At 65.4% G+C, this 12,794-nt stretch carries 10 protein-coding genes; 4 read left to right on the top strand and 6 right to left on the bottom strand.

Features of this window, described 5'->3' with window-relative positions; all coding sequences use genetic code 11:
• Window positions 1–197: 197 nt before the first annotated feature.
• Complete coding sequence (locus tag QP413_RS06645) at window positions 198–794, bottom strand: hypothetical protein (RefSeq protein ID WP_284781225.1); 597 nt, start codon at window positions 792–794, stop codon at window positions 198–200.
• Window positions 795–1,182: 388 nt separating this feature from the next.
• Entirely contained in the window at window positions 1,183–2,139 is a 957-nt protein-coding gene (locus QP413_RS06640) for a hypothetical protein (protein ID WP_284781224.1), read from the bottom strand.
• 204 nt (window positions 2,140–2,343) lie between these two features.
• Here QP413_RS06640 and dnaJ point away from each other — a divergent pair, with 204 nt between their 5' ends.
• A complete protein-coding gene (dnaJ, locus tag QP413_RS06635) occupies window positions 2,344–3,549 on the top strand; it encodes a molecular chaperone DnaJ (protein WP_284781223.1) in 1,206 nt (401 codons plus the stop codon).
• A gap of 26 nt (window positions 3,550–3,575) precedes the next feature.
• Window positions 3,576–4,034 carry a heat shock protein transcriptional repressor HspR gene (locus QP413_RS06630; RefSeq protein ID WP_070759392.1) on the top strand — a complete coding sequence of 153 codons (459 nt, stop codon included), beginning with the start codon at window positions 3,576–3,578 and terminating at the stop codon, window positions 4,032–4,034.
• 86 nt (window positions 4,035–4,120) lie between these two features.
• Here the strand turns inward: QP413_RS06630 and QP413_RS06625 are convergent, their stop codons facing one another.
• The 3 genes from QP413_RS06625 to QP413_RS06615 all read right to left on the bottom strand — a co-directional run bounded on the left by QP413_RS06625 (window position 4,121) and on the right by QP413_RS06615 (window position 7,569).
• Window positions 4,121–5,650, bottom strand: coding sequence for a basic amino acid/polyamine antiporter (locus QP413_RS06625; RefSeq protein ID WP_284781222.1), 1,530 nt, complete (start codon window positions 5,648–5,650; stop codon window positions 4,121–4,123).
• A 72-nt stretch (window positions 5,651–5,722) separates the two neighbouring features.
• Window positions 5,723–7,012 (bottom strand): alpha/beta hydrolase, encoded by a 1,290-nt coding sequence (locus QP413_RS06620; RefSeq protein ID WP_284781221.1) that lies wholly within the window; start codon window positions 7,010–7,012, stop codon window positions 5,723–5,725.
• Entirely contained in the window at window positions 7,009–7,569 is a 561-nt protein-coding gene (locus QP413_RS06615; protein ID WP_284781220.1) for a hypothetical protein, read from the bottom strand. Before QP413_RS06615 ends, QP413_RS06620 begins: the two co-directional genes overlap by 4 nt.
• Before the next feature lie 224 nt (window positions 7,570–7,793).
• Here QP413_RS06615 and QP413_RS06610 point away from each other — a divergent pair, with 224 nt between their 5' ends.
• The gene (locus tag QP413_RS06610; RefSeq protein ID WP_070759400.1) at window positions 7,794–8,699 is read left to right on the top strand and encodes a carbon-nitrogen hydrolase family protein; all 906 of its coding nucleotides are present in this window, start codon (window positions 7,794–7,796) and stop codon (window positions 8,697–8,699) included.
• A 1-nt stretch (window position 8,700) separates the two neighbouring features.
• On the opposite strand, the gene QP413_RS06605 is transcribed toward QP413_RS06610, so the two are convergent.
• A complete protein-coding gene (locus tag QP413_RS06605; RefSeq protein ID WP_284781219.1) occupies window positions 8,701–9,939 on the bottom strand; it encodes a flavohemoprotein in 1,239 nt (412 codons plus the stop codon).
• 259 nt (window positions 9,940–10,198) lie between these two features.
• On the opposite strand from QP413_RS06605, the gene clpB reads away from it, so the two are divergent.
• Window positions 10,199–12,781, top strand: coding sequence for an ATP-dependent chaperone ClpB (gene clpB / locus QP413_RS06600; RefSeq protein ID WP_284781218.1), 2,583 nt, complete (start codon window positions 10,199–10,201; stop codon window positions 12,779–12,781).
• The last annotated feature ends 13 nt before the right edge of the window (window positions 12,782–12,794 follow it).

Genomic DNA, 12,794 nt, shown 5'->3' with positions numbered 1-12,794 from the left:
ATCCGGAAAGGGCCCATGAGATAAAAAGGGCCCACCCGGCGACACGCCGAGCAGACACACTTTTTGCTACTTAACCCGCGACGGCGTGACCGCTAGATAGACACAAGAAACCCCAGCACCGCACGGTGCTGGGGTTTCTTGCTGCCCCTAGGAGGACAAGTAGCCTTTGGAGGGGGGTCGGGGCAAGTTTTCCTGACTTACCTCTGGAATGGAGGCTTGATACCCGGAATGAGCCCCAGGAGGAAAGCGGCGGCTCCTCCAAGCACACCAAAAGTGACCAAAGCTCCAATGATGCCAGCTATGATTTCTCCGAACGTAGGTGGTTCAGTGGGGCTCTCGTTCGGATCTTTCAGATTTGCGAGTCTACCCGTATAGATCGTCATTTTGCCATCAACCAGGTCGTAGCTCCCATCCACATAAGTAACCCTCAGCTGATAATCGACCTTGAAATCCCTCGGGTAGCCATACCGTGACTCAAGTGAAAGCTCCGTGTAGTAGTCGCCGAAAATATCTTGCTGAATCGGCCTCCACTTTAGGCCTTCAACTTCGGGAGTGAGACTTTCAAATTGTACGCGTCTTACTAGTTCTGGATCGAGATGCTTAAACGTACTTAGCTTGAGAGGGATATAGGCTTTGCTGAAAGTCAAGCCAACATTGTGATAAGTGTATGGGCTTATCGGGTCATAGAGATCGGAAATTGCAGGCTTATCCTGGGCTACAGCTTCCGGGATGCCAGCAACACTCGAGAGTCCCACGGCGAGAGCTGCCGTGGTGGCGATGAGGGCTTTCTTCAACCTTGCTCCTTGAGGGAAAACCGAATTTATTTCGGAGTGAAAACTTAGATACACCTTAGCGAAGGGGTGGGTAAACAGTGGCTCTAGATGCAAAAACGCCCCTGTTAGGGGGTGTCTCGTAGAATGTCTGGCACTTAGATCTTCATGGGGTGGAACATATCTGAGCAGTGCTAGCCCCGAATGCGGGGGTAAGGCTGGTTGGCTTGGGAGCTGACCCTTGAACCCCTCACGGCCTAGGATTAAACCAGTCCAACTTTCGGGGGCTAGTTCAGGTGCTGGGGCTTCTTGCTACTCCGGGTCGGTGCGGTCCCTGGGTCGTAAGCCGGGGGCGAGGCGCTATGCGAACGTGGCAGCGCTAAACCGAGCGGAGCTGAAGGTGGGGTTGGTGCTAGCGCGGTCCACCCGGGTTCTCGAAGCCGCCGAAGCCACCATCGCCGTCCAGGCCATCGCTGATGCGTCCCATCAGGTACGGGGTGGGCTTGACCTGGATCTCCACCTGGCGATCCTTATCGCCCCAGACTACGTCCGTGAACGTGGTGACCTCACCCATGTGCAGCAGATGCAGTCGCGGGCTGATCTGGCCCGGCTGTGAGCTGTACTGCTCCGCCGCCATCGTTGCCATCAGCCCAATCGACCCCATGAGGTCGTTGCCATTGGTGACCTCGCGCGCCAGGGTCAGGTGGCGGTGCGGGCTGGCGAAAATGATGCCCGAGCTCAGGTCCACATCGGGGCGATGGCGGGCGAAAAGCTCCTCCAAGAACAGTGGGGCGGAACCGGCGTAGTAGGAGCTGGACTCGATGGACCACACCATCTCCGGGTCCTGATCGCCGTCGTGCGGGAGCACCCCCGAATCCGAGCGCACCTCCCGGAAGCGCAGGTCGGACTCGATGAGGTCCTGCCACAAGTTGCGGTATCCCATCCGGTAGAGGTGTTCCACCAGGCCGCGGTCGTCGAGGTCGCGCTCCGTGAGCGCTCGAATTCCGCCGGGGCGGTCCAGGCAGAGGCGCACGATGAGGTCATCGGCGTAGGGGCGGACGGGGGAGTCCTTATCGAACTGGAAAGCACCCTTCGGTGCCACGCCCAGCTCCTTCTTTACCGGGGCCAGGCGCACGCGCATCGCGGCATAAAAATCCGCATCGCGCATCTGGGAGACCGGAACCTCGGTGGGGTCCTGCGGGGTGACGACCTGCGGGGTCGCGGGGGAGCCGTCCGCCTCGCCGTTCGGGCTCGCGGCGTCCGGAAAAGCAGCAGCGTCGGGCTGCTGGACCGGGGCGCTTTCCGCACCGCTGGCGGCGGCGGGTTGGCCGAAGAGCCGTTCAAACCAATTGGGCTTCCGAGAGGTCATAGCCTCCAGCCTAACCGCTCGGGCGGAAAACCCCAGAAGAAGGAATACTTTGCCCGCAGAAGCGTTAAGGCAGAATGGAAGCGCAAAGTTCAGCGCGGTAGACTCAAGGTTGAGTGTTGGGGTGCGCCCTGAGCAGTGCCGAACGGTACCGCGCACAAACGCAAAAATTTAGAAAACAACACATTAGAACGAAGGCAGAAGACAATGAACCGTGAATGGATAGACAAGGACTATTACAAGGACCTCGGTGTGAGCGACAGCGCCAGCGCTGAGGAGATTAAGAAGGCCTACCGCAAGATCGCGCGGGATAACCACCCGGATAAACACCCCGGGGATACCGCAGCTGAAAACCGCTTTAAGGCTGCTTCCGAGGCCTACTCTGTCGTGGGTGATAAGGAGAAGCGCAAGGAATACGACGAGCTGAAGTCCATGGTCGCCTCCGGTGGTATGGGCGGCGGCTTTAGTGGTGCCCCAGGTGGCTTTAGCGGCTTCGGCGGCGGTGGCGGCCGATTCGGCGGCTTTAGCGGTGGCACCGGGATGGGCGAGGAATTCAATATCTCGGACATCTTCGGCGACGTCTTCGGCGGTGCAAGTAGCGGAGGCAGCGGCTTTAGCGGCTTCAGCGGCGGTGGCGGACGGCGCCAACGCAAGCGCAGCCGGGGCGCGGACGTAGAAACCGAGATCACCCTCGAATTCCGGGAAGCCACCAAGGGCGTGACCGTGCCCATCCGGCTCACCAGCGCGGCCCCCTGCACCAACTGCCACGGCTCTGGCGCGAAGCCCGGCACCAGCCCGCGCACCTGCGGGACCTGTAGCGGCAACGGGCTGGTCTCCGAGGACCGGGGCGCGTTCGGATTCTCCCGGCCTTGCCCGGACTGCTCCGGCACCGGCACCCGCATCGAGGACCCGTGCCCGGACTGCTCCGGCACCGGCCAGCAGCACCGCCCCCGCACCATCACCGTCCGCGTCCCGGCCGGCGTGGTCGACGGGCAGAAGGTCCGCCTGGCAGGGCAGGGTGCCGCAGGCGAACGTGGCAAGCCCTCCGGCGACCTCTTCGTCACCGTCCACGTCAAGCCCGACAAGGTCTTCACCCGAAGCGGCGACGACCTGCAGCTCACCGTCCCGGTCAGCTACACCGAACTCGTCCTCGGTGGGGCGGTCACCGTCCCGACCCTGGACTCGAAGGTGCGCGTCCGCATCCCACAGGGCACCGCGGACGGCACGACCCTCCGGGTGCGGGGACGCGGCGTCCACAAGCGCAACGGCAACAGCGGCGACCTGCTGGTCACCGTGAAGGTGGAGATTCCGAGCAACCTCGACGAAGGCGCGATGAGCGCCCTGCGCAGTTACGCCGAGGAGGAGAAGCGCTCCGGCTTCGACCCTCGTGCCAACTGGGCCGGTCGGGACTAACAGCCAGGAAGTGGAGGTGAAAGCCAATGTCTGAGGCAAGCAAGAAGCAGGGCCCGAATGAGCAGGCCGGGCCGGAGGCTGGTACGGCCGGGGCCAGAAGCAAGGGGGAGGAGCAGGAGGTCTTCGTGATCTCCGTGGCCGCCGAGATCACCGGCATGCACGCCCAAACCCTGCGCACCTACGACCGCATGGGGTTGGTCACCCCACAGCGCACCCGTGGTGGCGGGCGGCGCTACTCCCGGGACGATATCGCCCAGCTGCTGGAGATCCAGCGACTCTCCCACGAGGAGGGCGTGAACCTCGCGGGCATCCAGCGCATCATCGAGCTGGAGGAACAGTTGCAGGCTGCACAGCAGGAAAACGCGGTGCTGCGCCAGCAGCTCGCCAATGCGCGCGGCGAATCGCGGGGCCGCAGCCGCGGCGAGATCGTGCACGTGCCGCGCTCCACCGCGGTGGTGCTGTGGGAGCAGCGGCGCAAGCGCTAGCGGTATGGCTAGCCAGCCTGCCGGTGAGAATAGTCAGGCCCGCTCCCTACCTTGGGGTAGCGGGCCTGAAGTTCATTATTGGCGGTTTAGAGCGCAATCTCCCCGGTGAGGATGAGCCAGAGCCCCGCGATAGAAGAAACAGTCACGATAGCAGCGATCAGCCATTCGAAGGCGTTGAAGATCCGCTCGTTCGCGGAGATGCGGGTGAAAATGTAGATGATCATGCCCGGCATCACCAGCAGCGTTCCCAACAGCACGAAGCGCAGGTCGGCGGCGTAGAGCAGCCACAGCGAGTAAATGAACGCCACCCCGCCCAGTACGAGGTGAAGCCGGTTGGTGGACTTCGGGATCTCCGGGCCGGAGAGGTTGAACAGGCGGCCGGCATCCGGGTGGGCGATGCCCGCGCCACGGGTGGCCAGGAACAGCAGATACAGCGAGCTGAAGACGTAAGGCAGCAGGTACAGGGAGGTCGCCAGCTGCACCATCGTGGAGTACGTGGACTCGTTGAGGTAGAAGATCACGATGAACACCTGGATGATCACCGCGGAGAACAGCTGGGCGGTGACCGGGGCGCCCTTCGGATTCGTCTTACCAACGAACTTTGGCAGCAGGCCATCCTGGGCCATCAGCATGATCGGCTCGGCGCACAGCATCTGCCAGGAGACGTAGGCTCCCAGCACGCTGATGCACAGGCCGATGGAGATCAGGCCCGCGCCCCACGGTCCGACGACGAGCTCCAGGACCTCCGCCATCGAGTTATCACCCATCGCGGCGAGCTCCTCGCGGCTGGCCACGCCGAAGGACAGGAAGCTGACGAGCACCAGCAGCAGGAAGACAACGAGGAAGCCCAGCAGGGTGGCCAGGGAGACGTCCTTGCGGTGGCGCGCCCGCTTGGAATAGGTGGACGCACCCTCCACACCGATGAACGCCCAGACGGTGAAGAGCATCATGCCCTTGACCTGGTCGGTGAGGGTGCTGACCTGGTTGCCATCCTCACCGAAAGTGGCGGCCTGGCCCCAGAAGTCCGCGGTGAGGACCTCCGGCTTGAAGCCCACGAACGCAACAAGCACGAGGAAGGCGATGATCGGCAGGATCTTCGCGACCGTGGCGACCACGTTCATGATCGCCGCCTGGCGCACGCCACGCGAGAGCACCAGGAAGATCGTCCAGGTCAGCGCGGAGACTGCGAGGGACTGAACGAAGGGGTGATCGCCACCGAAGATCGGGAAGAAGAAGCCCAGCGAACTGAAGAACAGGGTGGCATAACCCACCTGGGCGATGATCGTGCCCAGCCAATAACCCCACGCCGAGGCGAAACCAATGAAGTCACCCAGCCCGGCGCGCACGTAGCTGTACACGCCCGAGTCGAGGTGCGGCTTGCGCTGCGCGAGAGCCTGGAAGACATAGGCCACACACAGCATGCCGAGGCCGGTGATGATCCAGCCGATCATCGCCGCGCCTGGGGAGGCCACCAGCGCGATGTTCTGCGGCATGGCGAAGATGCCGGCGCCCACAGCGCTGCCAATGATCAAACTGACAAGGGTGCCAAGCCGGACGGTGCGCGGGTCGTCGGCGACCAAGACCTCCGGGGTGGACGGCTGAGCGTTAGTCTTCATCTTTCGTAGGCTACAGCGAAGAAAGCACCGACGCGAATAAAATCAAAAAGGGGGTATCCCCTGGTGAGGCGCTTATTCGCGGAGGGCTGCCACCACCGCCGGGTCGTTGTAATAAGCGCTGTGGGAACTCGTCTCTCCACTAAGGGCGAGCCGCGCGTCGTCGACCCGGTCGATTCCGTACTCCAGGAGCTGAGAAAAACCAGCACGCTCGCCGCTACCGCCCGAGTTCAGGAGGTCATCGGCCCCGAAAAGTGGGGAGGTGGGATCGGCTCCGTGGATGCCCTGGTTCTTCGGGAGGACGGCGGCGGGGTCGGACGCCAGCTTCCCGACGGTGGCGGCGGAGCTGATGTTTTCGATGAGGTCGCCGGGTTCGGTGTAGGCCTCGACCCGAGCGCCGGGGTTGAGCCGCAGCTCGCTGGCGTGGTTGACGGGGACGCCGGGGCTGCCGAGGAAGGTGACGCGGTCGGCGTCGAGGTGGCCGTCGGCCGCGCCCTGACCGACGACGACGGAGCCGTAGCTATAGCCACTGACGTGCAGCGTGGCGTCGGGGTTAATCCGGCGCAGGCTGTCCTGGAAGGCCCGCAGCCGGGCGCCACCCGTCGTGGCGAGCTCCCCACTGGCACCGCTGATCAGATTGCTGGGGGCGTGGTAGCCGTTCCAGGACACCACCGCGACCTTTTCCCCGGCGAGTTGCTGGGCGAAGCGCACCTGCTTGGCTTTGGCGGCGTCCCCGCGGGACCCCACCCCGCCGACGAGGGTGATGACCCGCTCTGCGCTGGCCACATCGCCGACCACGGTTGCGGTGCCGTAGGGCAGGTTGATGCTCTGGGCGGGCATCACGGCTGCCCCACCTGGTTCGGCCCCACCCCAGCCGACCACAGGCACCGGGCGGACATGGGAGGCGAGTGCATCGACGGCGGATCCGGTCGCAGCGTCGACCGCCCGCACCAGCGTGAGCGCGGACTGCGCGATACCGGTGATCGCACCTGTCAGGGGCTGAAGTGCGGGAACCTCCGTGCGTGCCACACCAGCACTGTCGATGCGGATCATGGGCTCAACCCAGCGCAGCGCTTTGAGGATGCCCTGAGCGATCTGCAGTGTCCGGGCGTAGCCGCTGGTCGAGGTGCCGCACAGGCCGGCTGCCCAGCCCGTGGAGTCCGCCTGTGTGAGCGCGGTACTCAGCCGGTGGTGTGCCGCGTCCGCCGCCGCGCCCTGCCACACCTCCGGTTCGGTCATCCCCAGGCCCCGGCACTGCGCGGCGAGTTCGGAGATGTGATTGCCGGCATCCGACCAGGTACGTGCCTGCTCAAGAATCTCGCCGGTAGCGGCGTGCTCCACCGCGGGAACCGTCACCCCGCTCATGGCAGCTCACCTCCACCGGTGGGAGCCAGGCACCGTGCAGCCACCGAATCGGCCGCGGTGTTGGCGTCCTTAAAAGACGAGATATCGGCGCACATCCGCTGCCACTGATCCAGTTGGGAACGCAGGGCGACGGGGACGGCGGTGTTGGCGAGTTCCACTGCCGTGCCCATGCGTGGCCCGGGACCGGGAATCAGCCCTGGGCTGAGCCTTCCGGCCTGGTCGGAGGTCTGCGCGTGGAGCTTCTCGCTGGCCATGAGGACGTGCTCCAGGGCGATGGGGTCGAGGTTGAGGACGTCGCCGTAGTTCAGCTCTGTTTTGTTGTTTCCTGCTTCGCGTGGCTCGCCGGACTGGCCCTCGGGGTCGGGGGCGGAAAGCCCGCGCAGGCTGCCCTCCACCTGGTCCGTGAGTTCTGTGTGCTTGGTGAGCCCCAACCGGGCGCGTTCGGCCCCCGCCTGCACAACATCTTCGGCAGTCTGGTTTGCCGTGCTGGATACTGTGTCTCCGACGTGGCCGAGTATCTGCTCGATCCCCGGTGCGAGCGTGGTGGTCTCTGGCATTGTTCCCCCTTCGTGTTCGGTGGCCTGGTGGCGGGTCTGCTTTGCCGCCTGTGGCCGGTGCGTTTAGGAAAACACCGCCGGCGGGGAAGTCATAGGGGTTGCGGCCCCAAGAGAGACTTCTGTGGATAGCCACGTCGGGGATATCCACAGTGGCCGCGGAAGTACCCCAGACCTATTCCCTCCGAGCGGCAGCGCGGGGGCTGGTTTCTCGTTACCCTGGTGGCATGCGAATCTCCGTGATCCAGATGAGCGCCCAGCCGGATGTTGAGGCGAACCTCGCCCTCATCCGGAAGTACATCGCTGGCTCCGCGCAGAACGGTGCTGACCTCGTGGTTTTCCCCGAGGCTGCGATGTTTCCCTTCGATTCCGGGCGCCTCGACACGGTCGCTCAACCCCTCGACGGTCCCTTCGGTCGGGCCATCAAGGCCACTGCCGAGGAGCACGGGATCGTCGCCGTCGTGGGCATGTTCACCCCGGCGGATACGGTTTTCCGGCTGCCCAATGGGGAGCTGTCCACCGAGCGCCCGGACGATAGCGGTGGCATCCAGGAGTTCCGCCGCGTGACCAACACCCTGCTGGTCGCGGGCCCGGGGATCTTCGCGGGCTACGACAAGATCCACTGCTTCGACGCCTTCGGCCACCAGGAGTCCGCCACCGTGCGTCCTGGCAACCGTCGCGTGACTTTTGAGCTCAACGGCGTGAAAATCGGCCTGGCCACCTGCTACGACATCCGCTTCCCCGGCCACTTCATCGCCCTGGCGCAGTCCGGTGCGAAGGTCATCGTCGTGCCCACCAGCTGGGCCGATGGGCCAGGCAAGCTCGATCAGTGGCGTGCGCTGACCTCAGCACGTGCCCTGGACTCCAGCTCCTACCTCGTGGCCGCTGGCATGGCCCGCCCCGGCAGCCCCGAGGATTACGGCAAGCCAGAAGGCCCCACCGGCATCGGGCACTCCGTGGTGGTGAGCCCGCAGGGGGCCAAGCTCGCGGAGACCGGCTACGCCGCCCAGGTGCTGACGGTGGATATCGACCCGAATTCCGTGGATCACGTCCGCAAGGGCCTGCCGATCCTCGGCGGCCACAACCTCGACCGCGAGATCACCGAGACGATCCACATCGAGCCAGAGGACTAGCCTAAGCCCCATCCACGCTGAGCTGCTCGGAATCCGCGCCCGCTGCCAGCAGCGCATCCACGCTCGCGGTGACCTGCGCGTGACTCCCGGCGACGAGCACCCGGGCGCCCTGCCACGCACCGTCCCGGATGGCGGCGTTCACGGCATGGCCGACCCGCAGCAGTCCATCGAGCTCCGCCGACGCCCCCGTCAGCTCCTCCACCCCGGCCGCCTCCGCCGCCACGGGCACCACCCGCAGCCAGTCCCAGGCGCGCGCAAAGCCCAGCAGACTGGGAAGCTCGTAGAATTCGGCGACGCTACCCGCTCCGACATACAGCGCGGTCTCCGGTGGCTCGGGCTGCTGCGCGAGCTCCAACAGCAGGGCCCGCAGTGGAGCCAGGCCTGTGTCCTGCGCAATCATGCACACCGGGCGCTCGTCCTCCGCATCCACACTGAGGAAGCCATAGCTCGCCCCGAGCACCCATTGATCACCGACCTGGGCCTGCGCGAGGATTGCGCGCCGGGCCTCGGTGTCCCCGCGCACGTGGAACTCGATCAGCCCGTCCGGGTTCGCGGGCGTGGCGGGGTGCAGGTATTGCCACTGGGTGTCGCCGTAGGGGGTACGGATGTCCAGGTACTGCCCGGTCCACCAGGGTTGCGGTGAGCTTTCCTGCACGCGAATGACGCCGATCGCGGGCCGTCCGGCGGCGTCGTCGCCGGGGTAGGCTTCCGCCACGTCGAGGACCTCGGCGGTGCGCGTCGCGGTCGCGGTGCTGCGCTGGGCGCCGATGGCGAGCAGGTGGCAGGTCAGGTCCGCGGCATCCTCCAGCGTGGCCTGTGCTTGCTCATCCAGGGTCAGGACGTCGGCCCCCGCGTGGCCGAGTGCCCGGGCGAGCGCACCGTAGTGCTCGGCCTCCAGCCCGTGCTTGCGCAGGTCATGGCCGAGGGCAAGAAGGAAATCGGCTTCCTGGTGGGGGTATTCGCCGGTGTAATCCCCCGGGTCCTGAGCTAGACCGAGGCTGGTGAGTAGTGCCCGGATGCTCCGTGCCAGGAGGGACTGGTCTGGTTTCAGATCCGACCACGTGCTCGAGGAAGCGTTTGGGAAACCCCCGGTGCGCACTGGTTGGGCGGTGGGCGCGAGCGCGGGGCCCTGGGTATCGAGGATGTCCCGGACGCGTGCGCTCAGGGGCTCGAGGTGGTCGAGGATGGGGGAGAGCAGGTCAATGGAGCCGCGGTCGCTGGGCGCTGCGTGATGTGACATTGTGTGGGCTCCCTTCCTGGGCAGCTGCCGCGGAGGCAGCGGCCAGCTGTGATGCGGGCTCATTGTCCCATAATTCTTTAGCCCAAGGCCATCATCGGGGGCTGCGCGGCGTGGCCGGGGCAGGGAAGGGTAAGAGTGGGCCGGGGATCAAAAAATATTTTAGGTTGAGTGGAATAGACTCAAGGCTGGCGTGGTTGAGTCTAGTGAACTCAATTAGGATAGGTAGCAACAAACCTCACCACAGAAAGGTCACGACATCATGAGCTCCTTCACTCCAACCACCATGACCCGCGAAGCAATGCAGACCGCCCTTCAGGACGCCTCGAACCGCGGGAACCCGGACATCCGTCCCGGCCACCTGCTGGTGGCCCTGCTCGAGCAGCAGGACTCCATTACCCAGCCGATCCTCACCGCCGCCGGCGTCAACGCCGACGCCGTGCGGACCCAGGCGAAGTCCCTCGTGGAGGGCTACCCCACCGCACAGGGCTCCGGCATGGCCAACCCGCAGTTCAACCGCGACGCCCTGAACGCCATGACGGCCGCCCAGGAACTCGCCGGGGAACTCGGCGATAGTTACGTCTCCACCGAGGTGCTGCTCGCCGGCATCGCCAAGGGCAGCTCGGACGCCGCCACGATTCTGCACAACCTGGGTGGCACTTTTGACGCCCTGCGTGGTGCTTTCGAGAGCGTGCGTGGCAACCGCAAGGTCACCACCGAAGAGCCGGAGGGCCAGTTCCAGGCCCTGGAGAAGTACTCCACCGACCTCACCGCCGCCGCCCGCGCCGGGAAGATCGACCCGGTCATCGGCCGCGACCAAGAGATTCGCCGCGTGGTCCAAGTGCTATCGAGGCGCACGAAAAACAACCCCGTGCTCATCGGTGAACCGGGCGTGGGTAAGACCGCGATCGTCGAGGGGCTGGCCCGCCGCATCGTCGCGGGTGACGTTCCCGAGTCCCTGAAGGGTAAGAAGCTGGTCTCCCTGGACCTGGGCGCGATGCTCGCGGGTGCGAAGTACCGCGGCGAATTCGAGGAGCGCCTCAAGGCCGTCCTCGATGAGATCAAGGAAGCCGACGGCGAGATCGTCACCTTCATCGACGAGCTGCACACCATCGTCGGTGCTGGCGCCGGTGGCGACTCCGCGATGGATGCCGGCAACATGATCAAGCCGCTGCTCGCCCGCGGTGAGCTGCGCCTGGTCGGTGCGACCACCCTGGACGAGTACCGCCAGCACATCGAGAAGGACCCGGCCCTGGAGCGCCGCTTCCAGCAGGTCTACGTCGGCGAGCCGACCCCGGAGGACACCATCGGTATCCTCCGCGGGCTCAAGGAGCGCTACGAGGTGCACCACGGCGTGCGTATCCAGGACTCCGCCCTGGTCGCTGCCGCCAGCCTCTCGGATCGCTACATCACCAGCCGCTTCCTGCCGGATAAGGCCATTGACCTGGTCGACGAGGCCGCCTCCCGCTTGCGCATGGAGATCGACTCTCGACCGGAGGAGATCGACAACGCCGAGCGCATCGTGCGTCGCCTCGAGATCGAGGAGATGGCCCTGGCCAAGGAGACTGACGCCGCCTCCAAGGACCGCCTTGAGCGCCTGCGCTCGGAGCTGGCCGATGAGAAGGAAAAGCTCGCCGGCCTGACCGCCCGCTGGGAGAACGAGAAGTCCAGCATCGACTCGCTGCGCGGAATCAAGGAGGAGCTCGACGCCCTGCGCCGGGACTCCGAGATCGCGGAGCGCGACGGCGACTACGCCAAGGTCGCTGAGCTGCGCTACGGCCGCATCCCGGACGTCGAACGGCGCCTGGAGGAGGCCGAGCAGGCCCAGGCCAAGGCGCAGGCCGACAACCAGGAGATGATGCTCACCGAGGAAGTCACCCCGGACACCATCGCCGAGGTCGTCTCCGCGTGGACCGGCATCCCGGCCGGCAAGATGCTGCAGGGAGAAACCGAGAAGCTGCTGGAGATGGAGAGCGTCCTGGCAGGCCGCGTCGTCGGCCAGAAGGATGCAGTCAACGCGGTCTCCGACGCCGTGCGCCGCGCGCGTGCCGGCGTGGCCGACCCGAACCGTCCGACCGGCTCCTTCCTCTTCCTCGGCCCCACGGGCGTGGGTAAGACGGAGCTGGCCAAGGCGCTGGCGGAGTTCCTCTTCGACGACGAGCACGCGATGGTCCGAATCGACATGTCCGAGTTCGGCGAGAAGCACTCCGTCGCCCGCCTGGTCGGTGCCCCTCCGGGATACGTCGGTTACGACCAGGGCGGTCAGCTGACCGAGGCGGTGCGCCGTCGCCCGTACACGGTCGTGCTCTTCGACGAGGTGGAGAAGGCCCACCCGGACGTCTTCGACATCCTGCTGCAGGTTCTCGACGAGGGCCGCCTGACTGATGGCCAGGGACGGACGGTGGACTTCCGCAACACGATGCTGATCCTGACGTCCAACCTGGGCGCCGGCGGTAACCACGAGCAGATCATGGACGCGGTGAAGGCCCACTTCAAGCCGGAGTTCATCAACCGCCTGGATGACGTGCTGATCTTCGACCCGCTGTCCGAGGAGCAGCTGGAGCACATCGTTGATATCCAGATCGGCGGGCTGGCGGATCGCCTGGCCTCCCGCCGCCTCACCCTGGATGTCTCCCCGGAGGCGAAGGCCTGGCTCGCCAAGCGAGGCTACGACCCGGCCTACGGCGCCCGCCCGCTGCGCAGGCTGATCCAGAAGGCCATCGGCGATGCCCTGGCCAAGGAGCTGCTCTCCGGCGCGATCCGGGACGGTGATACCGTTCGCGTGGACGTGGACCCGCACGAGGTCGACGGCGTGGACAGCCTCTGGATTCACCGCGGCGAGTAATCGCTCTCGCCTG

Origin of the sequence: Corynebacterium sp. UMB4614 (genome assembly GCF_030217065.1) — a bacterium.
Taxonomy (GTDB): Bacteria; Actinomycetota; Actinomycetes; order Mycobacteriales; family Mycobacteriaceae; genus Corynebacterium.
Note: the sequence above shows the minus strand (reverse complement) of the source record. Positions and strands in the feature narration are given on the sequence as shown.

Bases quoted from the DNA above. Each gene is read 5' to 3' on its own strand.
- QP413_RS06640 (WP_284781224.1), bottom strand. From the start codon at position 2,139: ATGACCTCTCGGAAGCCCAATTGGTTTGAACGGCTCTTCGGCCAACCC.
- dnaJ (WP_284781223.1), top strand. From the start codon at position 2,344: ATGAACCGTGAATGGATAGACAAGGACTATTACAAGGACCTCGGTGTG.
- QP413_RS06630 (WP_070759392.1), top strand. From the start codon at position 3,576: ATGTCTGAGGCAAGCAAGAAGCAGGGCCCGAATGAGCAGGCCGGGCCG.
- QP413_RS06625 (WP_284781222.1), bottom strand. From the start codon at position 5,650: ATGAAGACTAACGCTCAGCCGTCCACCCCGGAGGTCTTGGTCGCCGAC.
- QP413_RS06620 (WP_284781221.1), bottom strand. From the start codon at position 7,012: ATGAGCGGGGTGACGGTTCCCGCGGTGGAGCACGCCGCTACCGGCGAG.
- QP413_RS06615 (WP_284781220.1), bottom strand. From the start codon at position 7,569: ATGCCAGAGACCACCACGCTCGCACCGGGGATCGAGCAGATACTCGGC.
- QP413_RS06610 (WP_070759400.1), top strand. From the start codon at position 7,794: ATGCGAATCTCCGTGATCCAGATGAGCGCCCAGCCGGATGTTGAGGCG.
- QP413_RS06605 (WP_284781219.1), bottom strand. From the start codon at position 9,939: ATGTCACATCACGCAGCGCCCAGCGACCGCGGCTCCATTGACCTGCTC.
- clpB (WP_284781218.1), top strand. From the start codon at position 10,199: ATGAGCTCCTTCACTCCAACCACCATGACCCGCGAAGCAATGCAGACC.